General features: G+C 48.8%; 21 protein-coding genes. 15 read left to right on the plus strand and 6 right to left on the minus strand.

Going from position 1 to position 23504, the window contains the following annotated elements; genetic code table 11:
* From ACOJS8_RS25950 to ACOJS8_RS25970, 5 genes are all read left to right on the plus strand, one after another.
* The coding region (locus tag ACOJS8_RS25950) for an acyl-CoA dehydrogenase (protein WP_420151466.1) at positions 1-894 on the plus strand (894 nt) is incomplete at its 5' end.
* A gap of 132 nt (positions 895-1026) precedes the next feature.
* Positions 1027-2082, plus strand: coding sequence for a YheT family hydrolase (locus ACOJS8_RS25955; RefSeq protein ID WP_420151467.1), 1056 nt, complete (start codon positions 1027-1029; stop codon positions 2080-2082).
* A gap of 18 nt (positions 2083-2100) precedes the next feature.
* A complete protein-coding gene (gene serA / locus ACOJS8_RS25960) occupies positions 2101-4005 on the plus strand; it encodes a phosphoglycerate dehydrogenase (protein WP_420151468.1) in 1905 nt (634 codons plus the stop codon).
* A gap of 86 nt (positions 4006-4091) precedes the next feature.
* The gene (locus ACOJS8_RS25965) at positions 4092-5168 is read left to right on the plus strand and encodes an aminotransferase class V-fold PLP-dependent enzyme (RefSeq protein WP_420151469.1); all 1077 of its coding nucleotides are present in this window, start codon (positions 4092-4094) and stop codon (positions 5166-5168) included.
* A 155-nt stretch (positions 5169-5323) separates the two neighbouring features.
* Positions 5324-6007 (plus strand): hypothetical protein, encoded by a 684-nt coding sequence (locus tag ACOJS8_RS25970; RefSeq protein WP_420151470.1) that lies wholly within the window; start codon positions 5324-5326, stop codon positions 6005-6007.
* Between the two features lie 50 nt (positions 6008-6057).
* Here ACOJS8_RS25970 and ACOJS8_RS25975 read toward each other — a convergent pair whose 3' ends face one another.
* Both ACOJS8_RS25975 and ACOJS8_RS25980 read right to left on the minus strand, forming a co-directional pair.
* Positions 6058-6579 carry a DinB family protein gene (locus ACOJS8_RS25975; protein ID WP_420151471.1) on the minus strand — a complete coding sequence of 174 codons (522 nt, stop codon included), beginning with the start codon at positions 6577-6579 and terminating at the stop codon, positions 6058-6060.
* Between the two features lie 38 nt (positions 6580-6617).
* Positions 6618-7043 (minus strand): lasso peptide biosynthesis B2 protein, encoded by a 426-nt coding sequence (locus ACOJS8_RS25980; RefSeq protein WP_420151472.1) that lies wholly within the window; start codon positions 7041-7043, stop codon positions 6618-6620.
* Between the two features lie 225 nt (positions 7044-7268).
* Between ACOJS8_RS25980 and ACOJS8_RS25985 the strand changes: the two genes are divergently transcribed.
* Both ACOJS8_RS25985 and ACOJS8_RS25990 read left to right on the plus strand, forming a co-directional pair.
* Entirely contained in the window at positions 7269-7724 is a 456-nt protein-coding gene (locus ACOJS8_RS25985; protein ID WP_420151473.1) for a DUF4920 domain-containing protein, read from the plus strand.
* 77 nt (positions 7725-7801) lie between these two features.
* On the plus strand, positions 7802-9079 hold the full coding sequence (locus ACOJS8_RS25990) for an amidohydrolase family protein (protein ID WP_420151474.1): 1278 nt from the start codon (positions 7802-7804) through the stop codon (positions 9077-9079).
* Positions 9080-9084: 5 nt separating this feature from the next.
* On the opposite strand, the gene ACOJS8_RS25995 is transcribed toward ACOJS8_RS25990, so the two are convergent.
* The 3 genes from ACOJS8_RS25995 to uxuA form a co-directional block, all read right to left on the minus strand.
* Complete coding sequence (locus ACOJS8_RS25995; protein ID WP_420151475.1) at positions 9085-9936, minus strand: alpha/beta fold hydrolase; 852 nt, start codon at positions 9934-9936, stop codon at positions 9085-9087.
* Positions 9936-11372 carry a glucuronate isomerase gene (gene uxaC / locus ACOJS8_RS26000; RefSeq protein ID WP_420151476.1) on the minus strand — a complete coding sequence of 479 codons (1437 nt, stop codon included), beginning with the start codon at positions 11370-11372 and terminating at the stop codon, positions 9936-9938. Before uxaC ends, ACOJS8_RS25995 begins: the two co-directional genes overlap by 1 nt.
* A 113-nt stretch (positions 11373-11485) precedes the next feature.
* A complete protein-coding gene (gene uxuA, locus ACOJS8_RS26005; protein WP_420151477.1) occupies positions 11486-12685 on the minus strand; it encodes a mannonate dehydratase in 1200 nt (399 codons plus the stop codon).
* A 134-nt stretch (positions 12686-12819) separates the two neighbouring features.
* Between uxuA and ACOJS8_RS26010 the strand changes: the two genes are divergently transcribed.
* The 8 genes from ACOJS8_RS26010 to ACOJS8_RS26045 all read left to right on the plus strand — a co-directional run bounded on the left by ACOJS8_RS26010 (position 12820) and on the right by ACOJS8_RS26045 (position 21311).
* Positions 12820-14166 (plus strand): MFS transporter, encoded by a 1347-nt coding sequence (locus ACOJS8_RS26010; protein WP_420151478.1) that lies wholly within the window; start codon positions 12820-12822, stop codon positions 14164-14166.
* A gap of 77 nt (positions 14167-14243) precedes the next feature.
* On the plus strand, positions 14244-15236 hold the full coding sequence (locus ACOJS8_RS26015) for a PfkB family carbohydrate kinase (protein ID WP_420151479.1): 993 nt from the start codon (positions 14244-14246) through the stop codon (positions 15234-15236).
* Between the two features lie 200 nt (positions 15237-15436).
* Positions 15437-16945: a tagaturonate reductase gene (locus ACOJS8_RS26020; RefSeq protein WP_420151480.1), complete on the plus strand. Its 1509-nt coding sequence runs from the start codon at positions 15437-15439 to the stop codon at positions 16943-16945.
* Between the two features lie 349 nt (positions 16946-17294).
* Positions 17295-17750, plus strand: coding sequence for a RidA family protein (locus ACOJS8_RS26025; protein WP_420151481.1), 456 nt, complete (start codon positions 17295-17297; stop codon positions 17748-17750).
* A gap of 25 nt (positions 17751-17775) precedes the next feature.
* Positions 17776-18816 (plus strand): class A beta-lactamase, encoded by a 1041-nt coding sequence (bla, locus tag ACOJS8_RS26030; protein WP_420151482.1) that lies wholly within the window; start codon positions 17776-17778, stop codon positions 18814-18816.
* 10 nt (positions 18817-18826) lie between these two features.
* Positions 18827-19393 carry a Crp/Fnr family transcriptional regulator gene (locus tag ACOJS8_RS26035; RefSeq protein ID WP_420151483.1) on the plus strand — a complete coding sequence of 189 codons (567 nt, stop codon included), beginning with the start codon at positions 18827-18829 and terminating at the stop codon, positions 19391-19393.
* Positions 19394-19482: 89 nt separating this feature from the next.
* Positions 19483-19845 carry a DoxX family protein gene (locus tag ACOJS8_RS26040; protein ID WP_420151484.1) on the plus strand — a complete coding sequence of 121 codons (363 nt, stop codon included), beginning with the start codon at positions 19483-19485 and terminating at the stop codon, positions 19843-19845.
* 32 nt (positions 19846-19877) lie between these two features.
* Complete coding sequence (locus ACOJS8_RS26045; protein WP_420151485.1) at positions 19878-21311, plus strand: serine hydrolase domain-containing protein; 1434 nt, start codon at positions 19878-19880, stop codon at positions 21309-21311.
* Positions 21312-21386: 75 nt separating this feature from the next.
* Here the strand turns inward: ACOJS8_RS26045 and ACOJS8_RS26050 are convergent, their stop codons facing one another.
* Positions 21387-23300, minus strand: a complete 1914-nt coding sequence (locus ACOJS8_RS26050; protein WP_420151486.1) for a prolyl oligopeptidase family serine peptidase — start codon at positions 23298-23300, stop codon at positions 21387-21389.
* Positions 23301-23504: the final 204 nt, after the last annotated feature.

Here is a 23504-nt window from a genome sequence, read left to right on the forward strand (position 1 = left end):
GCCATCGCGACGGCGGCTTATTATGCGGCCTTACAATACGCCAAAGAACGTCCGCAAAGCCGACGGTTGAATGAAAAAGGTCAGTTGGATTCTCCCCAGACACCCATCATTAATCATCCAGATGTGCGCAGAATGCTCTTGTTTCAGAAAGCCGTAACAGAGGGTTCGCTGTCGCTGTTGCTGGAAGCGGCCCGCCTGTACGACATCAGCGAAGTAGCAGAGGGCGAAGAGCAAGAAAACGCCTTTTTGCTCCTTGACCTGTTAATGCCGGTCGCCAAATCGTATCCATCCGAAATGGGTGTACAATCGGTTAGTCAGAGCGTTCAAACCTTTGGTGGCTACGGCTTTACGGAAGATTTTCCGGTTGAGCAACTTTACCGCGATATACGTATCACGCCCATCTATGAAGGCACAACAGGTATTCAGGCGCAGGATTTACTAGGGCGAAAAATGACGATGAAAGGCGGTAAAGCTCCGCAGTTGCTGTTTGCCGAAATAGGCAAAACCATTGCTGAAGCCAGTACGTTCGACGATCTGAAACCCTACGCCGATAAACTGACCGCTGAGCTTAAACGAACACAGGACGTAGTAAAAAGCCTAATGCCCCATGCGCAGAAGGGTGATATTGAACGGTATCTGGCCGACGCTACGTTGTTTCTGGAATTATTCGGGATTGTGGTTGTTGCCTGGCAATGGCTTAAACAGGCGATTGTTGCCAAACAGGCGCTGCTCACTCAAATTCCACAGGGCGATGATCTGTCCTTTTACGAAGGAAAAATTCATACGATGAAGTTTTTCTTTCATTATGAGCTACCCAAAACACTGGGGCTGGCGCAACGGCTTACGGATACCGAAGTCCTGACGATTGTAACTGAGAAGGAACTAGCGCTATAGATTTTTTAAGTTATGTAGGAGAACAGGCTACTAAACGTATCTAGGCAGAGCAAACCTACGATTTTTAGCATTTACCAACCGTCTAACCGACAGAAGCGTTACCTTTGCGGCTTCAATCGCCCGCGTCTGATAATGCCGCTGATTGCCCCATCAAGTTATGAGCCGCCCACTCGTTTGTGGAATGGCCACCTGCAAACCATAATTCCCTCGCTCTTTCGCAAGGTTGAGGTTTCTTACGTCCGCGAACGTATTGAAACCCCCGACGACGATTTTCTGGACTTAGATTGGGCAGAGGGTAGAGGGCAGAGGGTAGAGGGTGTAGCGTCCCCCCCCACCAGTCCCAATGCCCCATGCCCTCTGCCTCTCGTCATCCTTTCCCATGGGCTTGAAGGAAGTTCAACCAGCCAGTATCTGGCCGGGATGGTGCGACATTTGACGCAAAACGGTTTTGATTGTCTGGCCTGGCATTACCGTTCCTGCAGTGGCGAAATGAATCGCCGGGAGCGTTTTTATCACATAGGCGAAACGGGCGATTTACACTTTGTGATTCAGTACGCGCTCAACAAAGGGTATTCCTCTATTTATTTGACGGGTTTCAGTGCGGGCGGCAACGTAACGCTAAAATATTTGGGAGAGCAGGGCCGGTCGATCAATCCGGCGATCAAAAAAGCCGTTGTGTTTTCCGTACCGCTCGATCTGATGGGGTCGGCCCGGCGGCTTGAACAATGGGATAGCCTGGTTTACAACTACCGGTTCAATCGAACGCTCAAGCAGAAAGTGATGCAGAAAGCCGCCGTAATGCCGGGAATTTTTCCAACCGAAGCAGTACGTAAGGCACGTAGCATTCGGGAGTTCGACAATCTGTTTACGGCTCCCATGAACGGATTTCGGGACGTAACAGATTATTATACCCGGAGCAGTTCGTTACAGTTTATACCAACAATTACCATTCCTACACTAATCGTCAACGCTAAAAATGATCCGTTTCTCTCACCCGAATGCTTCCCTGCTACGTTAGCCCGGGAACTCCCCAACGTATGGATGGAGTTTCCAGAGCAAGGCGGCCACTGTGGATTTCCGTCTAAAAACGGTGGTATTCAGAGTACATCCTGGTCAGAAAAACGGGCGTTATCGTTTTTATCCGATTCTAATTTGACACAACAACAAGACGATTCAACAAATCGCTGAAACGGCGGTCTTTCAACCATGCTTACCAAATCTCTCGAACAGACGTATTACATTATCGATTTCGACAGCACCTTCACAAAGGTCGAAGCTCTCGACGTACTGGGTGAAATCTCGCTCGTTGGCCGTCCCGATCGGGATGATGTACTCGATCAAATTAAAACCATCACCGATCGCGGCATGTCGGGCGAAATTTCGTTTACTGAATCGCTTAACCTACGACTGGGTTTACTGAAAGCTCACCGTGACCAACTGCCTGCGCTTATCGAGAATCTGATGGGTAAGATTTCGGATTCGTTTAAACGTAACAAACAGTTTCTGACCGAGAACGCCGAGCACATATACGTCGTTTCGAATGGCTTCAAAGAATTCATTGTTCCGATCGTTACGTCGCTGGGCGTTCGTGAAGAAAATGTATTTGCCAATACGTTCATTTTTGATGAATCGGGGGCCATTACCAGCTTCGATCCAGAAAATCCGCTTTCTGCGAACGGCGGCAAGTCGCAGGTAATTCGGAATCTGAATCTCGATGGCGAAGTGTACGTCATTGGCGATGGTTATACCGATTATGAAATCAGAGCTTCGGGCCTGGCGAATCGGTTTTATGCCTTCACTGAAAACGTAATGCGTCCCCGCGTTGTGGAAAAAGCTGATTATGTGGCACCTTCTCTCGATGAATTTTTATACCACAACAATTTGAGCCGCAGCCAGTCGTATCCGAAAAGCCGAATTAAAGTTCTACTATTGGAAAACGTGCACCCCGTAGCGGTTCAACTGTTTGAACAGGAGGGCTTTAATGTAGAGATCCGAAAAGGTGCCCTCGACGAAGACGAACTGATTGAAGCCATTCGGGACGTATCGATTCTGGGAATTCGCTCGAAAACCAACGTAACGGCGCGTGTTCTGGAACATGCCAATAAACTCATGACCGTTGGAGCGTTCTGCATCGGTACGAACCAGATCGATCTTGACGCCTGCACCCAAAAAGGCATTGCTGTTTTTAACGCGCCATATAGCAATACACGTTCGGTGGTTGAACTAGCCATTGGCGAGATTATCATGCTTATTCGGAGTATTGTGCCGAAGAGTAATTCGATGCATAACGGCGGATGGGACAAATCGGCAAAAAATAGCTTCGAGGTTCGGGGTAAAAAACTGGGGCTGGTCGGTTACGGAAACATTGGCACGCAACTGTCGGTAGTGGCTGAAGCGCTGGGCATGGAAGTGTACTTCTACGATGTTGTCGATAAACTCGCTCTTGGCAACGCCCGCAAATGCAAATCGCTGGATGAGTTGCTGGCCGTATCAGATATTATCAGTCTGCACACGGATGGACGTAAGGAAAACAAGAACCTGATCAGCCATCGGGAGTTTAGTCTGATGAAAAATGGGGTTATTTTCCTGAATCTTTCGCGTGGCCATATCGTGGATATTCCGGCTCTGGTCGATGCCATTGAGCGCGGTAAAGTTGCGGGAGCGGGTGTCGATGTGTTTCCGCATGAACCGAAAACCAACAACGAAGAATTTACCAACGCACTACGTAACCTGCCGAATGTCATTCTGACACCTCATATTGGTGGAAGCACGGAAGAAGCGCAGGCAAACATCGGCAATTTCGTACCTGGCAAGCTTCTCGAATACATCAACAATGGCAGTACGTACGGTAGCGTAAACTTCCCTGAACTACAACTGCCTCTCCTGAAAGGTGCTCACCGCCTGTTGCATATACATGCGAACGTACCGGGTATTCTGGCTCAGATGAACAATATTTTTGCGAAGTACCACATCAACATTCACGGTCAGTATCTGAAAACCAACGAACAGATTGGCTACGTAATTACGGACGTAGCAAAAGAATACGCCGACGAAGTTGTGCAGGAGTTGAAAGGTATTGATAACACGATTAAGTTTAGACTTTTATATTAATTGATGAACTGTAGATGATTGAATAATTGAACAGCGGACGCGAACCCTGTTCAATTATTCAATCATCCACAATTCAATCATTATCTATGAAAAACACTTACTTCACTCCCGGTCCAGCCGAGCTTTATCCTACCTTTTACCAGCATCTGCAACGGGCACTGGATGAGCAAATTGGCTCCATTTCGCACCGCAGCCAACGCTTTCGGGATATTTATCAATTTGCGGATGAGCAGCTACGTGTGTTGCTGAGTATTCCAAAATCACACGGAATTTTCTTTACAGGATCGGCTTCGGAAGTATGGGAACGCATAATCCTGAACTGTGTAGAGCATGAAAGCTTTCACCTCGTCAATGGTTCGTTCTCGCAAAAATTTTACGATTATGCCAACGCCCTGCAAAAGCATGCACACTTACAGGAAAAGCCATTTGGCGAAGGCTTTGACGCAGCGGATATTGACGTACCTGAGTACGCAGAACTTGTTTGTCTGACGCACAACGAAACCTCATCGGGCGTTCAGATGCGCACCTCCGAGATACACAAGCTAAAGCGCAAATACCCAAAGAAATTGTTCTGTGTCGATATCGTCTCGTCGGCACCATACCCCGATCTGGATTTCAACCTGATTGATTCGGCATTTTTCTCCGTTCAAAAAGCGTTTGGTATGCCGGCTGGTCTGGGGGTCTGGATTTCGAACCAAAGCTGTCTGGAGAAAGCGGAATACCTTTTGCAGAACGATGCCCTGACGATTGGAGCCCACCACACGCTACCGACGCTCTGGAAACACTATAAAACGTTTGAAACACCAGCCACGCCAAACGTACTGTACATTTATCTGCTCGGAAAAATCGCAGAAGATTTTAACCGCATCGGCATCGATACGATTCGGAAACAAACAGAGGAAAAGGCCCGCATGCTCTATAAGTTTTTAGAGACTTCAGCCGATTACGAACCTTTCGTAAAACAGGAGCGGCATCGGTCGCAAACGGTCGTTGTAGCAAACACAACCAAACCATCTCCAGACGTAATAGCCAATGCAAAAGCAGCTAATATGATTGTAGGAAGTGGCTATGGCAAACTTAAAGAGTCGCAGATTCGGATTGCCAATTTCCCGGCCGTATCCATCGAACAAACGGAATTGCTGATCGACCAGTTGAAAAAATAAATCGACACTACGTAGCAGATCTCACACGGCGTCTTCCCGATAATCGGGAAGACGCTTTTTGTTGATTCGGTTCAGGATAACGGTCCTGTAACCAAACCTTATTTTGGCTTTACAGTTAATAGGACAAAGGTTTTAAGGTACTAATCTCAACGACGATGAAAAAAATACTTACCACTATAACACTGCTTTCGTGCTTATCGGCAGTCTCACTAGCCCAGAATCAATCCGATTCAACGGGTCGATCCAAACCGATTATCAGCGAAGAAACGCGTGAGAAGGCCGTTCGAGCCAGCGAAAAATTAGAGGAAGAAGTAGACAAATCGCTAAACTATCAGCAAACACACCAGCTAAACTGGTTTCAGCAGGGTAATCTTTTTGGCGGTGGTGGTATCGGTATGGGCACAACAAGCGGCCAGGTGTATTTAGCAGCGAATTTGCGGGCAGGCTATTTTTTTCAGCCGGGCTTTGCTGCCGGTTTGCGGTACGACAGCGATCGACTGGTGGGCAATAAGTATCGGGCTCGCCAGATTGGCGCTTTTGCCCGCTATTATCCATTCCGGACTCGTATTAGCAGCTTTATTGGTGCCAGCTTGAACAGCGGCCGCGAATTTTCTGATAATATCTCAGCCGAAACGAAGGCAAAATATACCAGTGTCGGCTTAGAAATTGGCGTAATGGCCTGGATTTTACGCCGGTTAGGAGCCGAGCTTTCTTACGAAAGTAGCTTTTACAACAAAATTGACCCAACCGTTAGCCGGGGCAAAGGCGGGCGACTGAAAATTGGCGTAAACTATTATTTTGGACAAGTGGGCCGTGGAGGGGTACGTCTTGCCCGATAAACTGCCGATTGAGTCGTATAAAAAAGGAAGGTTCATTCACCTTCCTTTTTTTATTTTGGCAGCAACCGCAAATGATGCTGTGTGTGAATGCTGATAAACTGAATCATTTCCCGGACCGTTAATTTGCCCAGCGCCGGATGCGGTATTACGTAGTCGTCTAATTCCTGATCAGTCCAGTTGTTCAGGGCCTCAATGATGGCTTGATACGTAGTGACCAATCGCTCAATAATATCCCGTTTGTCAGCCTGCATATCCTCCGGCCGGGGCGTAAACGGTTCAGGAGCTTTAACACCCATTCTCAACCGTTGCTGATAGGCTAACGAAATAGCATCATAGGCTCTCGATTCTCCGTCAGGCTTGCCCCATTGGAGCAGTACGTCGCGTGAACCAGCCATCAAACGAGCTACCGGACGAGCGGACAGATAGAGATGCTGTACTACGTCTGCTACCGCCCATTTCTCACCAATGTGTTGCTTAAATTGCTCTTCCGAAAACCCATCTACTATGTTAACAAATGCTTGATAATCGGCAAAAAGGCGTTTCTGCTGCTCACTTAAACGCAGTTGTTCCATTGGTTTTCAGGCGTTAAAAGCACGTAGTACATAATAACTTATTGCCACTTCCACAGGGGTTGAAAACTCATTTGGGGCGTATCGCCAATCAGGATTTTGCCGTTTTTTTCTACCCACGCATGCGCACTGAAACCGCTCTTTTTATCGACTCCGATAACTATTTCGCTTCGTTTGTCACTTCGTAGAAAGAATTTCAACGCCAATGCCTGTGGCAGACAGACAGCCGCCAGCGGACCACTGACCCGTTCGATTGCCCAGACGTACTGCCTGATACGCGCATCGGCCACTTCTGTCGCGGAAGCAGGTTGCAGAAAAGAAGCATACAGTCGCCTGAATTGATGAAACGAGAAAAACTTTAAGGCTAACCGAATCATCAGAACAAGCCAAAAAGCCTTCAGCACTAATGCCTGCTCAGCAAAAGAGTACGAAAAGAATTTCCCGAATCGTTTGATCCAATTTTTCATCACGATGGCTTCTGTAGCATGAACTCATTGTCGATATAAGCGGGTTCATTTCTACCAAAATTAACCAAAATTTTGGCGAACTTAGCATTCGTACGCTACCGAAACCCTTCGTTCAGAGCGCCGTGAAAAATACGTGTTTTTAAGAATGCATCTAAATAATTACTTTTGAGCAAACAACACACGTAGTGTTTTTGACGTAGTAGACGTACTATTCTCCAAAATATTATGAAAACGTTCCTGATTACCAGCTTTCTCGTAGCCGCTTCGTTTGGCGTTTTCGCCCAGGGTGAAATCAGCTACCACGGCAAAAAAATCACCGATAACGGTGCCATCCCCGCTACGCAGTTAGCCACCAAAATGGGCGATAAAACCGAAATTCCCGCCAAAGTGGAAGGTACAGTTGAGTCGGTCTGCAAAGTGAAAGGCTGCTGGATGAATGTAAAAACCGGCGATGGCCAAACCATGCGCGTTACGTTTAAAGATTACGGTTTCTTTGTTCCGAAAGACATTGTTGGCAAAACCGTGGTTGTTGAAGGCACGGCCGAAACCACCACAACGCCCGTAGCCGATCTGCGTCATTTTGCCAAAGACGCGGGTAAATCACAGGAAGAAATTGAAAAAATTACCGAGCCCGAAAAAGCGCTGACCTTCGTAGCCGACGGCGTTATTGTGAAGCGATAGATTTTAATACTAATAAGCTGTATTTTAGGGCTGTAACGAACGGTTACAGCCCTTTTTGTACCCAACCAACTTATTTCATGAAAAAACTATACCTGCTGGCTGCGCTAGCTCTGCTGTCCTCTCCCCTATTCGCCCAACGAACGCTTATTCACTGCGGAAATCTATTTGATGGCGTTGGTAATAATCTCCAACCGCAAATGACTATTGTCGTTGAGGGCAGTAAAATTACGGCTGTTCAAAAGGGATACACAGCCCCAACGGGTAAAGATCAGGTGTTGGATATGAAATCCAGAACCGTTCTCCCCGGCCTGATTGACATGCACGTTCACCTGGAAGGCCAGACACGCCGGGGCGGTGCAATTGATGGCTTCACCAGTAATCCGGCCGACGTAGCATATCGGGCCGCTCGCTATGCCAAAACAACGCTACTGGCAGGTTTTACGACTGTTCGCGACCTGGGTGGTTCGGGTGTGAACGTATCACTACGTAACGCGGTCAACGCGGGATTGGTAGACGGGCCGCGCATCCTGACGGTCGGCAAGTCCATTGCCACAACTGGCGGGCACGCTGATCCAACCAACGGCTACCGCAAAGATCTAATGGGTGATCCTGGCCCGGAAGATGGCGTGATTAATGGTCCAGAAGACGCTCGCAAAGCCGTTCGGCAACGCTACAAGGATGGGGCTGATCTGATAAAAATCACGGCAACGGGTGGCGTTTTGAGTAATGCGAAAGATGGTTCTGGCCCTCAGTTTACGGAGGAAGAAGTCAAAGCGGTGGTCGATGCTGCCAAAGATTACGGCTTTCCCGTAGCCGCTCACGCACACGGTGCTGAGGGAATGAAACGGGCCATTCGGGCAGGTGTACAAACGATTGAACACGGTACGCTGATGGACGACGAAGCGATCGAATTATTTAAAAAATACGGTACGTACTATGTCCCAACGATCATTGCGGGCAAAACGGCGGCTGATTCGGCGCGGCACTTCGGTTACTATCCGCCTTTGGTGGTGCCCAAAGCCTTAGCGATTGGGCCAAAAATTCAGGCAACATTTGGGAAAGCGTACAAAGCAGGCGTAAAAATTGCCTTTGGTACGGATGCGGGGGTGTTCATCCATGGCTACAACGCCAAAGAATTTGAATACATGGTTGAAGCGGGCATGCCACCCGTTGAAGCGATCAAATCAGCGTTACTGATAAATGCTAAACTGCTGGGTATGGATTCGCAAATTGGTTCGATTGAAGCAGGAAAGCTAGCCGATATTATCGCTGTTGGCGAAAATCCGATTCAGAATATCAAAACGCTACAGACCGTTATGTTCGTTATGAAAGACGGTAAGGTCTACAAGCAGTAGAATCACTAACGACTGTTGCTATCAGTTATCAGCTCATTTACTCGCTGGGCTTCTTCGTGTTGCACCCAATGCGTGGCATTTTCAAAAAATACGATACGTCCGGTGTCGCATAAATCCACGCTAAGCTGAGCCATTTCGCGTTTCAGAAACTGATCGCGGACGCCCCAGATTAACAGAGTCGGAACCGTAACACGAATCGAAGGCTGGCGAGCGGGTGGTTTTTGCAGGGCCGCCCGATACCAGTTGACCATCGCTGTAAACGCCCCTGGCTGCGACCAGGCCGTTCGGTATTGCTGTAAATCGGCATCTGTGAACGTACCGGGTCGACTAGTTGAACGTAGCGTTTGAACAGGCATAGACCAATTGCCCAGGTGGGATAAGGCTTCAGGCACCCACGGCAACTGGAAAAACCCGATGTACCAGCTACGTAGCATCTGCCCCATATCGCGACGGGCAAACCGTTGCATAACCATCGGATGAGGAACATTCAGGACAATCAATCGTTCGATACGTTCCGGGTAAAGAACGGCCGTCCACCAGGCAACGGCCGCTCCCCAATCATGGCCTACAATTACGGCTTTCTGCCGACCGGCCGCATCAATCAATCCCACTACGTCGGCAGCTAACGTATCCAGGCCATAAGCTGCAATGCCGGAAGGTTTATCGCTCAGATTATATCCGCGCTGGTCGGGAGCCCAAACACAAAAACCGGTTTTAGCTAACGTATCGATTTGATGTCGCCAGCCATACCAGAATTCAGGAAATCCATGCAGCAGAATAACAAGCTGACCATCACTTGGCCCGGCTTGAACGACATGTAGCCGCAGGCCGTTCGTTTCGACAAACGTATGGTGCATTAACTCAGCTTAAAGCCAAAATACCGTTCAGCATTGTGATAGCATATGTCCTGCACAATCTGACCGACCCAGTCTACGTCATTAGGGAGTTCACCCTTTTCGATTTCGTTGCCGAACATATTGCACAAAATTCGCCGAAAATACTCGTGGCGAGGATACGACACAAAGCTTCGTGAATCGGTCAGCATACCCACAAACGCACTGAGCAAACCCATGTTTGAGAGCGCGTTGATTTGCTTTTCCATACCGTCTTTCTGATCTAGAAACCACCAGCCTGAACCAAACTGGAGTTTACCTCGTACCGAGCCATCATTGAAGTTTCCAATCATGGTCGCTATCACTTCGTTATCGGCCGGATTCAGGTTATAGAGAATCGTCTTCGCCAGCTTGTTGCGGTCGTCGAGGCCACCCAGGAATCGGGATAGAGAAACTGCCTGCGGGAAATCACCGATGCTGTCCCAACCCGTATCAGGGCCCAGTTCGCGCAATCGGCGTAGGTTGTTGTTACGTAGTGCGCCGAGGTGAAACTGCTGTGTCCAACCCTTTTCGTGGTCCCACTCGGCAAATTGCACCAGCATGAACGACTTAAACTTCCGAATGTCGACTGGACTAAATACGTTCATGCCCTCCTGCCAGTTCAGGGTCAGATTCGTGAAAATCGTTTCGATTTCACTTTCGGTATACGGCTCGGCATAAATCATTTCCAGACCATGATCCGACAGCCGACAACCCATTTCAGCAAAGTAATCGTGCCGGGACTTGAGCGCATCCAGATAGTGCGATAAGGTCCGAATCTCGCGGTTTGTCACCTCGCCGACCTTCTGTACATACGCCCGAAAAGCAACGGGATCGTCGGCTGCCATTGCCTTATCTGGCCGAAATGTGGGAAGAACCTTACCTTTAAAATTACTTTTTGCAAGTGCCCGATGGTGCTCCAGCGAATCCAGCGGATCGTCGGTCGTACAAACAACCCGAACGTCAAAATGCTTCAGCAGATTTTGTGCTGACAAATGCGGCAATTGCTCATTGCAGGCATCGTAAATAGATCGGGCCGTAGTTGGCTTCAATACGTCCGTAATGCCAAACGGATTTTTCAGCTCCAGATGCGTCCAGTGATAGAGCGGGTTACGTAGTGTATACGGAACCGTTTCGGCCCATTTCTCGAATTTCTCCCAGTCCGACGCGTCACCGGTGCAGTAACGCTCATCAACACCGTGTGTACGCATGGCCCGCCATTTGTAATGATCGCCGTATAACCACAGTTGAGTAATATTTTCAAACTGCTTATTGGCCGCTATCTGATCGGGTGGCAGATGGCAGTGGTAATCAATAATTGGCATCGGCCGGGCGTAATCATGATAAAGTCGACGGGCGGTTTCAGTTTGCAGCAGGAAATCGTCGGATAAAAACGTCGGAGCGGGCGCAGTTGTCGTCATAGTAGTAAAAGCAAAAGCCGAGTTGTTTCTCCCGGCTCTTCTTATTTTTTAATGTTTTGATTAGCTATTGGCACGAACGGAAAACTCGGTCATAAAGCCTGTCGACAACTTACTTATCGTTCAACCGACAACCCCGCCATTAAACCACGTAGCTCTGCAAGGCCGCGCAATCGCCCAATGGCAGTGTAGCCTGGATTGGCCCGTTTTCCTGATGTCAGATCGTCGAGCATGCGATGACCGTGATCGGGGCGGAAAGGCATCCGCAAATCTGTACGTCCTTCAGCTTTCCGTCGTTTCTGCTCATTCAACAGCGCCAGCATTACGTTCGGCATTGGTACGTCGCCTTCGAGGTGATTGGCCTCCTGGAAGCTGCCTCGCTCGAAATAATCGTTCGCGTCGCGCTGCGTACTACGTAGGTGGATGAAGTGAATCTTCGGTCCCAGTCGTTCGGCCATGCCCGCCAGATCATTATCCGCCCGAACGCCATAGGAACCTGTACAGAAACAAATTCCGTTTGCAGGCGAATCGGCAGCGGCCAGTAATGCACGCGCATCGGCTTCCGTGCTCACCACACGCGGTAATCCCAGGATTGGATACGGTGGATCATCAGGATGAATCGACAGCCGAACGCCCACTGACTCTGCCACGGGTACAATTTCACGCAGGAAGGCGTACAGATTCTGGCGCAATTCGCGATCACCCACGTCGGCATACGTAGCCAGCGCATCACGAAACTGATCAACCGTATAGCTTTCTTCGGAACCGGGCAGCCCGGCAATGATCGTTCTCGTCAGGCGTTTCACCTCAGCATCCGTCATGGAGTCGAGTTTAGCCTTTGCCCGGCGTTTCTGCTCATCAGTATAGAGGTATTCGGCACCCGTTCGCTGAAGAATATAAAGCTCAAAAGCAGCAAATTCCGTCGCATCGAAACGCAGACCCGTCGAACCGTCGGGCATGGGATAGTCGAGGTCTGTACGCGTCCAGTCGAGAACAGGCATGAAATTGTAGCAGACCGTATCGATACCCACCTGGGCCAGATTGACGATTGATTCTTTATAATTTTCGATGTACTGCTGAACGTTTCCGGTCCGGGTTTTGATGGCTTCGTGCACCGGAATACTTTCCACGACTGACCACGTCAGATGATTTTCTTCAATGAACGCTTTTCGCTTTTCAATTTCGCTACGTGGCCATACTTCGCCATTCGGAATATGGTGCAGGGCCGTTACGATACCGGTAGCCCCTGCCTGCCGGACATCGCTCAGTGATACGGGGTCGTTCGGACCGAACCACCGCCAGGTTTGTTCAAGCATATGATAGTTGATAGTCAATAACTATATGTCCATAATCGTCAGTAAGTAGTAAGCTTCTATCGCCCGACGACTATCGACTATTTTCGATATATAAGTTATCTTTCGACCTTTTCTCCCCTAAACCTTAATTTGTTTTGCAAACGCCTACTACTTCGGGCAGCTTCCGATGGCGCATTGTTGCCCTGCTGTTTCTGGCAACGGCAATCAATTACATCGACAGGCAAGTTTTATCGTTCACCATGACCGACGAAGTATTTCGCAAGGAAATGCTCGATCTGTCGCCGAATTCGGTTCTTACTCAGGAAGCAACGGATCGGTTTAGAGTACTGTATGGGGATGTCGACGCGGCCTTTAAATTTGCTTATGCCCTTGGTTTTTTGCTGGTTGGATGGTTAATTGATCGCATTGGTACCAAGCGGGGCTTTTCGCTGGGTATTCTAACCTGGAGCATTGCAGCCGTTCTGACTGCTTTTGTTGGAAACATAACCGGGCTACGGTGGGCACGGGCCTTTCTGGGTCTGGGCGAAGCCGCTATCTTCCCGGCGGCCATAAAAACCATAGCTGAGTGGTTTCCCCGGCACGAACGCTCGTTTGCCAGTGGGCTTTTCAATGCAGGTACTAACGTCGGAATCATTCTGACCGCGCTTGTCATCCCCTACCTGATTCTACAATTCGGCTGGCGAAGTTCCTTTCTGGTAACGGGACTCCTCAGCTTTGGTCTTTTACTTTTCTGGTGGTTTACCTATAGCAAACCCGAGCGCAGTGCCAAACTCTCGGCCGATGAGCTGGCTTATATACGTAGTGACGTGGAAAAAATGCCCCGGGCGAACGTATCGTGGGCACGTCTGCTAGGCTATAAGCAAACATGGGCTTTTGCCATCGGAAAATTCATGGCCGACCCAATCTGGTGGTTCTTTATGTCGTGGTTACCTGATTTTTTCAACTCGAACGATGCGCTCGATCAGAAGCTCGACCTGAAAAGTTTTGGGATTCCTTTCCTGATTATCTACGTGGTTTCTGACGCGGGCAGTATCTTCTTCGGGTGGCTCAGTACCCAGTTTATGCACTGGGGCTGGTCGGCGAATCGTGCCCGGAAAACAACCCTGCTGATCTGTGCCCTTTGTGTTGTTCCGATATTTTTTGCGGCCCAGACAAGTAGCCTGACGGTTGCCATTGCCTTAATTTCGCTGGCAACAGCTGCTCATCAGGGTTGGTCGGCCAATATGTATACGTTCGCGTCCGATCTCTTTCCCAAGAACGTAGTGGCTTCAGTAACCGGCATTGGTGGTATGTTTGGGGCGGTAGGCGGCATTTTGCTGGCTCTGCTGGCCGGACGTATCATTACCGCCTTTGGTTACCTGCCAATGTTTATTATCGCCAGTTGTACGTATTTGCTGGCCTTAATCATTATTCACCTGGTCCTGCCTAAGTTGGAGCCGGTTAAAGCCGAAGAATTGGAAAAAAGTAGTCAGTTTATTTAATGAGTGATTGACCGGAATACCGGAGCGGTACACTACTGCCTCCTGAATTTTGTTCAATCATTCAACCAATCAATCTCATGAAAATTATCACATTTGGCGAAGTTATGCTCCGCTTAAGTCCACCCGGAGTTGAACGGTTTACGCAGACAGATACGCTAGCAATGCACTTTGGCGGGACAGAAGCGAACGTAGCGGTATCACTCTCTCAGTTTGGGTTACGTGCTTACCACGTTACGCGTTTTCCCGACCATTCGCTGGGCCGGGCGGCTGCGGGTTATCTCAGAAAGTACGATGTCAACACAGAGTATATTCGCTATGGCGATGGCAGACTAGGGCTTTATTTTCTGGAGACGGGCGCTGGAAGTCGGGCCAGTCAGATTATTTACGATCGGTTCGATTCGGCTTTTGCACGTATCCAGCCCAACGAAATTGATTGGGAAACGGTGCTGAGCGGAGCCGATTGGTTCCATTGGACAGGTATCACGCCCGCCCTCTCCCAAGGCGCTGCCGACTGTCTGCTGGCGGGTATTCAAACAGCAAACCGATTAGGTGTTCCTGTTTCGGCCGATATTGTTTACCGTAGTAATCTCTGGCAATACGGACGCACTCCGCAGGAGATTATGCCTGCCTTAACCGAAGGATGTACCCTGGTTCTGGGTGGCAAAGGCTTGTTCTCCGAAATTTATGGCGTAGTAGGCAGTACGTTTCAGGAAGCCGGTCTGGCCATGATGAAACGCTTTCCGAACATCCGGTACACAACCGACACGAAACGTAATTCCATCAGTGCCTCTCACAATCAGCTGTCGGCAAAATTATTCGATGGTAAAGCTGTCTACAAGTCCAGAGTGTATGACATTCGGCCCATTACCGACCGTATTGGAACGGGGGATGCGTACATTGCCGGATTAATTTATGGGCTGCTGACCTTCAACGATTTGCAACGGGCCGTTGAGTTTGGCGCAGCGGCTTCGGCTCTGAAGCACACCATTCCGGGAGACGTAAACCTGGCAACCGTAGCCGAAGTAGAAACGCTGGAACGGGGAGACAGTTCGGGTAAACTAAAGCGATAATTTAATCTGTACGCTACGTAGCTGCGCGTAGAAACACCAAATAAGTAGCTTTAAAGAGAAGTTATACCACCTAATCAGGAAATTAACCGCCGTAACGATGTAGTTCGTATAATTGCTGAATTATAACCAATCCGACACCAGCTTTTAGTTGTAGAGCCTTTTATCCGATGATTGCTGAGCAGACTGTATCCCGACCAACTATGGCCAAACTAAATCGTTCAACTCACCCCGCTCCCACATTTCCTGAAAAAATCTTACAATTCGGCACCGGCGTTCTGTTACGCGGATTGCCTGACTACCTGGTCCACAAAGCCAATGCCCAGGGAAAATTCGAAGGTTCAATTGTCATTGTAAAATCTACCGATAGCAAGACGGATGAGTTTACGGATCAGGGCAACCTTTATACCGTAGCGGTTCGTGGCGTTCAGCAAGGACAGAACGTATCCGAAACGACGGTTGTATCGGCAGTCAGTCGGGTTCTGGCAGCCCAGACGCAATGGAGCCAGGTATTGATGCTCGCTCGTAACCCGAAGTTGCAGATCATTATTTCCAACACAACAGAAGTTGGGCTGGACTACGTTGAAGAAAGCATTTTTCAGAATCCTCCTCAATCGTTTCCGGCCAAGTTAACGTCGTTTCTGTATGAGCGTTTCCGTAGCGTTGGCGGCTCAAAAGCGAAAGGGCTGATTGTTATTCCAACCGAACTCGTTACGGACAACGGACTGAAACTTCGCGAAGCCGTTGAAAAATTAGCGCAATACAACGAGCTGGGTAAATTGTTTACGAAGTGGCTCAAGTTCCATGTTCGCTTCTGCAACTCGCTGGTCGACCGTATCGTGACCCGCCCCACCGACGAAGCCCAAAAGTCAATCGAAGCGGAAGCCGGCTATGAAGATGAATTACTCACCATGACGGAGCCGTATCATCTGTGGGCTATTGAAGGGGACGACCGAGTTAAGCAGACACTGGGTTTTGCGGATGGCGATACGCCCCAAATCATTATCGACGAAGACATAAACTTCTACCGGGAGCGGAAGCTGCGCGTTCTGAACGGGACGCACACGCTGACCATGCCACTGGGCTATTTACTTGGCCTGGAGACAGTTGCCGAGGAGATGAAGCACCCAACTATGAGTAAGTTTATCGAATCGCTCATGCTGGATGAAATTGTACCCACCGTTCCTGACTATGGCATTCCAGGTATGGATAAAGAGGCCGTTAAGCAGTTTGCTCACGACGTGCTGGATCGGTTCCGCAACCCTTACCTCGATCATTTACTGCTCAACATTTCGCTTCAGGAAACGGCTAAAATGCAGGCCCGGAACGTAGCGACACTTGAGCGCTATTACGAGAAATTTAACGCTGTACCCCAGCGAATGGCGCTCGGTTTTGGCGCCTATCTGCTTTTCATGAAAGCTGTTCGAGAAAAAGATGGGCAATTTTACGGTGAAATCGCCATTGCAAACGACGGTAAGATTACCTACCCAATTCGCGACGACAAAGCCGGTTATTTCTATGGCGACTGGAAAACCGTAAAAGCTAACGCTCCGGCAACGATTCAGTCGTTCGTCAAAAGCGTTTTGTCAGACGTAAAGCTGTGGCAAACCGACCTGTCGGCCTTACCCGGCTTTGCCGATCAGGTAACAAAAAATCTCACGTCGTTATTGACAATCGGCCCGGAAAAAACCCTGGAAAAAGCTTTTTCGTAACGGTTGACTTTGCCGATACCGGATAAATTTAGCTTCTAAGCAATAATTCCTGCCTCAGCAACCTGGCAGGAATTATTGTTTTAACTCCTCTATTATCAAGAAATTATATAGAACCTGTTTAAACTTTCTAAAAAGAGGGTTAAACTAACGTGGCTTTGTCATTTCGACCAGAGGGAGAAATCTCAAGCTTGACTAATAGGATAATTGAGATTTCTCCCTCCGGTCGAAATGACAAAAAATGATCTCTCCGCTATTTATTCTCTGAAAGTTTAAACAGCCTCATAATTAAGAATACAAAAATAAAAGACAGTATTCATGTTGGCAATGCCAACTTTATCGACTCTATCGTATGAAGCATCTTGCTCTTTGTATAATTTGCCTAAGCATTAGCTTTTTTGCGTCTGGACAGACAAAGCAGATTGTTCAGCCTCGCAACGTACCACCTCTTCCCTATCCGTTTAGTCCGGGGGTTATCAGCAACGGTTTTTTGTTTGTATCGGGGCAGGTCGGTACTGATCCGCAAACCAGTAAGCTGGTAGCAGGAGGAATTGAAACCGAAACCGCTCAGACGATTCAGAACATTGCAGCGGTTTTGAAAGACGCCGGTACATCGCTCGAGAATGTGGTTAGTGTAACGGTTTACCTGAGCAATATGGATGATTTCCCGAAAATGAATGCGGTTTATCAGAAGTATTTCAGAGCAGGCAATTACCCAGCCCGAACAACGGTGGGCGTAGCTAAACTGGTATTCGGTGCCAGCGTTGAAATGACCATAACAGCGGCCATCCCAGCCCGTAAGAAATAATCATTTACTCAATCATCGATAACCTATGCACTTCTTTACCAGACTACTTACGATCACGTTACTTTTTTGTTCCCTACTGACATTTGCCCAGAAACCCAAAGCAAGTAAAGCGGTCAACGTTCAGCCCGCATTTACCGTACCCGTTCGTCTTGAACAGGAACTTCTTCGTTTGTCGAATCTGTCGGCTGGAAAAGTAGGAATATGCGCTACGCATATCGAGAGCGGCAAAACCATCACGCAAAACGGCAAGGAACCCTTTCCAATGGCGAGTTCCTACAAAGTGGCAATTGCTACGCAGTTGCTGAGCCGTGTAGATAGCGGTAGCGTAACGCTCGATCAACTGGTACCGATCACGAAAAATGACTTACATCCGGGCAGTGGCATGCTTTCAGAGCGTTTCGATTGGCCCAATGCAACCAGCCCCGGTTTGTCGTTGTCGGTCAGAAGTTTGCTCGAACTGATGCTGCTCATTAGCGACAACAGTGCAACTGATATCTGTCTGCGTTTGGCGGGTGGACCAGCTTCGGTAAACGCCTGTATGAAACGGCTCGGCGTCGAAGGTCTGCAGGTGAATCGTCCGACGGCCTGGCTCATAGCCGACTGTGTAGGAATACCGATGGATATAAATCAGGCCTGGTCACCAGCGCGTTACGATTCCCTCGCTAAATTCAATACGCCCCAAAACCGGGAAGCCAGCTACGTAGCGTTTGAGAATGACATCCGCGATACGTCGACCCCGGAAGCGATGACGTTGCTGCTCAGCAAGTTATACACGCAGCCCGTTCTTAAGCCGGATAGTAAAGCCCTGATACTCGACATCATGAAACGCTGCGAAACCGGACTGGCCCGCCTGAAAGGTTCGCTGCCACCCGACACAGAGGTTCTGCACAAAACCGGAACCATCGGTCTGACTGCCAGTGATGTGGGCATCATTACGTTGCCAGATGGCGCCGGACACGTAGCGATTTCCGTCTTTGTCAAATCGTCAAAAAAACCTGGCGCTGTCCGCGAACGTACCATCGCCGAAGTCACGCGAACGATATACGATTACTTTCTTTTTCAATGAGTTAATGCCCATGAACAACCCATTTCTGGAGGCTATTAGCCATATCACTACGTTGTCGTCTATTAGTCAGTCAGCGCTGGCGAGCGTGCTTAAGCGGCTGGCGCTGGAGAAAGGGCATGTGTTGGTACAGCAGAATACGGTTTGTCAATGGGTCTATTTTATTGAAAGTGGCTTAACCCGGACGTATTATTACAAAGACGGTAAAGACGTAACTGACTGGCTGAGTGCCGAAGGCCAGTTTGCGGTATCAATCAGTAGTTTCATTACGCAGCAACCCGACCGACGTATCGTTGAACTGCTGGAGCCTTCTGTACTCTGGGCCATATCGCATCAGGATCTGGAAAAGCTTTACCAGCAGCATCACGAGATCGAGCGATTAGGACGCCTGCTTGCCAGTCAAGGTTTATTACTAGTGCAGCAGCGGTTCGACGAACTTCATTTTGCTACAGCTCTCGAACGGTATCGTAACCTGATGGCGCTTAACCCAACTATCGTGCAGCGCGTACCGCTTGGCATGGTGGCATCGTACTTAGGTATGAGCGCCGAAACCCTTAGCCGAATGCGCGCGCAGATTTAAAGGTTAAGCTTACCGATTTTGACAATTGTCAAAGGAATACGTAGCGACGTCACCCAATTTTGCGACCAATCACTCTCAAAATCAAGGATATGAACGTCGCACTTTGGGCAAGTCAACTCTTTCTGGCTATCGTCTTTGGTTACTCTGGCTGGATGAAATCGACCCGGTCAGCTTCTGAACTGGTGGCTATCGGTCAGACCGGGGTTGAACATCTGTCGACACCACTTATTCGTTTTATTGGCGTATCCGAATTACTGGGAGCGGTGGGTTTATTGGTTCCATGGTACACGCAGATTATGCCGATGCTAACGCCAATTGCAGCTGCGTGTTTGGGGCTGATTATGCTGCCAGCTGGCATGATTCATTACCAACGTAACGAGAAACGAACCGTCTGGCTGAACGTAGTCTTATTTTTCATGTGCCTATTTGTTGTATACGGACGCTGGAATTAGTTACCTTACGGGCAAAAATTATTTATGCCAAGATGCGTACTACGTTTCTTTTACTTACCTGCCTGATCCTATGGTCTTCAGCTAACAGCCAACCGCTCTCTGAAAAGATCCGTAAGGTAGAAACCAATCTTTCTCCTATCCTCGTCGTTGCAGGCGATTCGGTTAAGCAGTTTTCGATTCAGGATCGGATGGCGCATTATAAAGTGCCGGGCCTTAGTGTTGCCGTGATTCGGGATGGTAAAATCGAATGGGCCAAAGGTTACGGCTTTGCTGACCGGGAAGCCAACCGGCTGGTTGATGCCAACACGTTGTTTCAGGCAGCTTCGATCAGTAAACCCGTTGCGGCCTTTGCTGCACTGCATTGGGTCGAAGCGGGTAAGCTATCTCTGGATGCCAATATCAATACGTATCTGAAAGACTGGCAGGTACCGGACAACAAGTTCACAACAACCGAAAAAGTCACGCTACGTCGGTTGATGACCCACACCGCCGGGCTGACGGTTCACGGCTTTGGTGGCTACGCAAAAGGCAGACCCGTTCCTACGCTGATTCAGGTTCTGAAAGGCGAAGGCCCGGCAAACTCCAGGGCTATCTTACCCGACACGATTCCGGGCAAAATCAATCGGTATTCGGGTGGAGGATATACCGTCATGCAAAAAGCAATGGTTGATCAGGTTGGCAAATCCTTTCCTGAGATCATGCAGGAAACCGTCTTATCGAAACTCGGCATGACGCACAGTACATATGAGCAGCCGCTACCTTCCAGATTTGATGCGCTAGCCGCTACAGCCTACAAAGCAAATGAGCAACCGGTAAAGGGTTTGTGGCACACGTATCCCGAAATGGCAGCCGCTGGTTTGTGGACAACGCCATCCGACCTGGCCCGCTACGTTATCGAGGTTCAGCAATCGTTACAGGGAAAATCGAACAAAGTAATTTCCAGGAAGATGGCTGAACAGATGCTTACCAAACATCTGGGAAGTACGGGTCTGGGTCCGGCGCTACGTAGTTCCGGCGACTCGCTGATTTTTAGTCATAATGGAGCCAACGAAGGATTTCGATGCCTGATGGTGGCTCATGCTTACAAAGGCGATGGGGTGATCATTATGACTAATTCGGACAACGGTACGGAGATGGCTCAGGAATTGCTCAACAGCATTTCGGCAGCTTACGGATGGGACTTCAGCAAAACCTTGCAACTGCAACGATCACCCTTGAGCAGCGCTCAAACGGAATCGCTCCTGGGTAGCTACAAACGGGACAACTACGTTTTTGAAGTAATCCAGCGAGACGGCAAACTCTACGCAAAACCTCGCTGGGAAAGCGAATCCCGCGAATTGATTCCTCAAAGCAAAACACTGTTCATTATGCGCGATGGCCAACGGGCTGAGTTCGTCTATGAAGGTGAATCGAAAGTAACAGGCGTAAAGCTGTTTGGCAGTGTGGTTTTTACCAAAGTGAATTAATTTAGCGCACTTCTTTTTATATCGTAACAGCCCGAAAGTTAGACGCTTTCGGGCTGTTACGTTTATCTGGCTTCACTACTGCCCGGCTCCTTTCAGGTATTTATCCAGAAAATCCCGAACGGCTTTGTAGGCGGTGATTTCGTTTTCTTTCTTCACAAACCCATGCCCCTCATCCGGAAACGTAACGTACTCAACCGGAACGCCGTTCTTTTTGACGTTCGCAACAATCTCATCCGACTCGATTTTTAGTACGCGTGGGTCATTCGCGCCCTGAATAACCAACAGCGGTTTTTTGATTCGCTTCGTATGGAACAGGGGCGACTTGTTGTAGAGCGCAACCGAATCCGTTCTCGGATGGCCCAGTTCTTTAAACATGGCTTCGCGTTGCGGTCCCCACCACTCGGGCATACTGTTCAGCGTACGAAGCCAGTTCGCTACGCCAAAAATATCAACCCCCACGGCAAAATCATCGGGGGTGAAGGTGAGCCCGGCCAGTGTCATGTAGCCACCATACGAGCCGCCCATAATACCAATCTTTGTGGGATCAACGTAGCCTGTGCCAATTAGGAATTTTTTCGACTCAACACAATCCTTCAAATCAGCGTCGCCGTGCTTTAGATCATCAGCTGCGTAAAACGTTTTACCGTAGCCCGAACTGCCCCGATTATTTACGGCCAGCACTACGTAGCCACTGTTTACTAAATATTGCACCAAAGGAGAATAGTTTAACCGGGTCTGGCCACCCGGCCCGCCGTGTATCGAAAGAATCGCCGGAAGTTTATCGCCCGCTTTTGTGTCTTTGGGTTTATACAGCAAAGCCGGTATTTCCATACCATCGAACGATTTATAACGAATCACTTCGCCCGCCACCAGATCGTCGGCGTTGATTTCAGGATTTAAACCACGCACCAACGGCGTTGCCTTTCCCGTTTTAAAATCGTAAGAATAAAGCGTTGAGGGCGAATTAGAGCTATTGACATAAAACGTCATTCGATCCTCACTATCGGTAATGCTTACACCCGTTACGTCACCACCGGGAAGTGTCGGAAGTTTGACGGTCTGATTCGTTCGCGTATCAATAATTTTCAACTCGGTCCGGGCATCGTTGTTGATCATCAAAACGCGGTAACGTCCTTTGTAAGAAGGATAATCGGCTACGATATCCCATTTGGCCTGGTCCAGCACCGTGCTTTGTCCAGTAGACAGATCATACGCTTTCACGTACGAGAACTCGCTGCCTTCGTCCGTTGAAATCAGCAGTTTTTTTCCATCAGGCGTAAACCCAGCCGGGCCGTTATTCACATCACCTGTATGTTTGGTGAGCAGCTTGGTTTCCTTGGTCTGCGTATCATACAGATATACATCGCTATTCGCCGTTGTTATGACTTTAGCAAGTGTAACGTAACGTCTGTCGGGCGATACGTCGCCGGGAAAAAAGCCGCCAGGATTTTCAAAAACCAATTTCGGCTTCATCGTCGCTACGTCCATTTCATATACATCGAAAGCCGCCTTGTTCCGTTGGTTCGACTGATAGAAAAAACTCTTGCGATCGTGGCTCAGCCCGCCAAACTGAAATTTTGCCTTCTCCGCAGTTGTCAAGTCCTTAACGGTTCCGTCTTTTTCGCGTAGGTAGATGTGATCCAGCTCGTTTCCACCTTGATCGCTGGTGTAAAGAATTCGGCCGTCGGGCAAGTAACCAAGGGCAAAGATGGCATCCGATTTCGACGTTGTGATCTGCTTGGGCTGACCAGAACCATCGAATGGCATTTCGTACAAATTAAAAACGCCATCCTGATTGCTGCTGAACAGCACGGTCTTTTCGTCGGGTGAGATGTCTGATCCACCGAAGCGAATGGTTTTCATAAACTGTTCGATGGTGTATTTACGGACAGCACTTGGTTTTGGAGCCGGACCGGCCAGTACGGTGGACGTAACGCCTGCTGAAAGGCTCAGCATGAGCAGCGTCCGTTGGGTAAAGGAGATTTTCATGAGCATACGGTTTTAGTTAAGAGGGATTAAAAACAAAGTAGGAAATAATGGTATATGAAGAACAACGGCAGCCGTTTTTTGCAAATTGAATTGATTAAAAGGCAGTTACGGAAATTTCAAAAGAAGCCCGATCGGCTTGTTGAGGGCGAAATATTACCAAATTGTTAACAACCGAATTTATAGATTATGAAATTGTTAACTCTC

The organism is Spirosoma sp., from assembly GCF_048594605.1.
Taxonomy (GTDB): Bacteria; Bacteroidota; Bacteroidia; order Cytophagales; family Spirosomataceae; genus Spirosoma.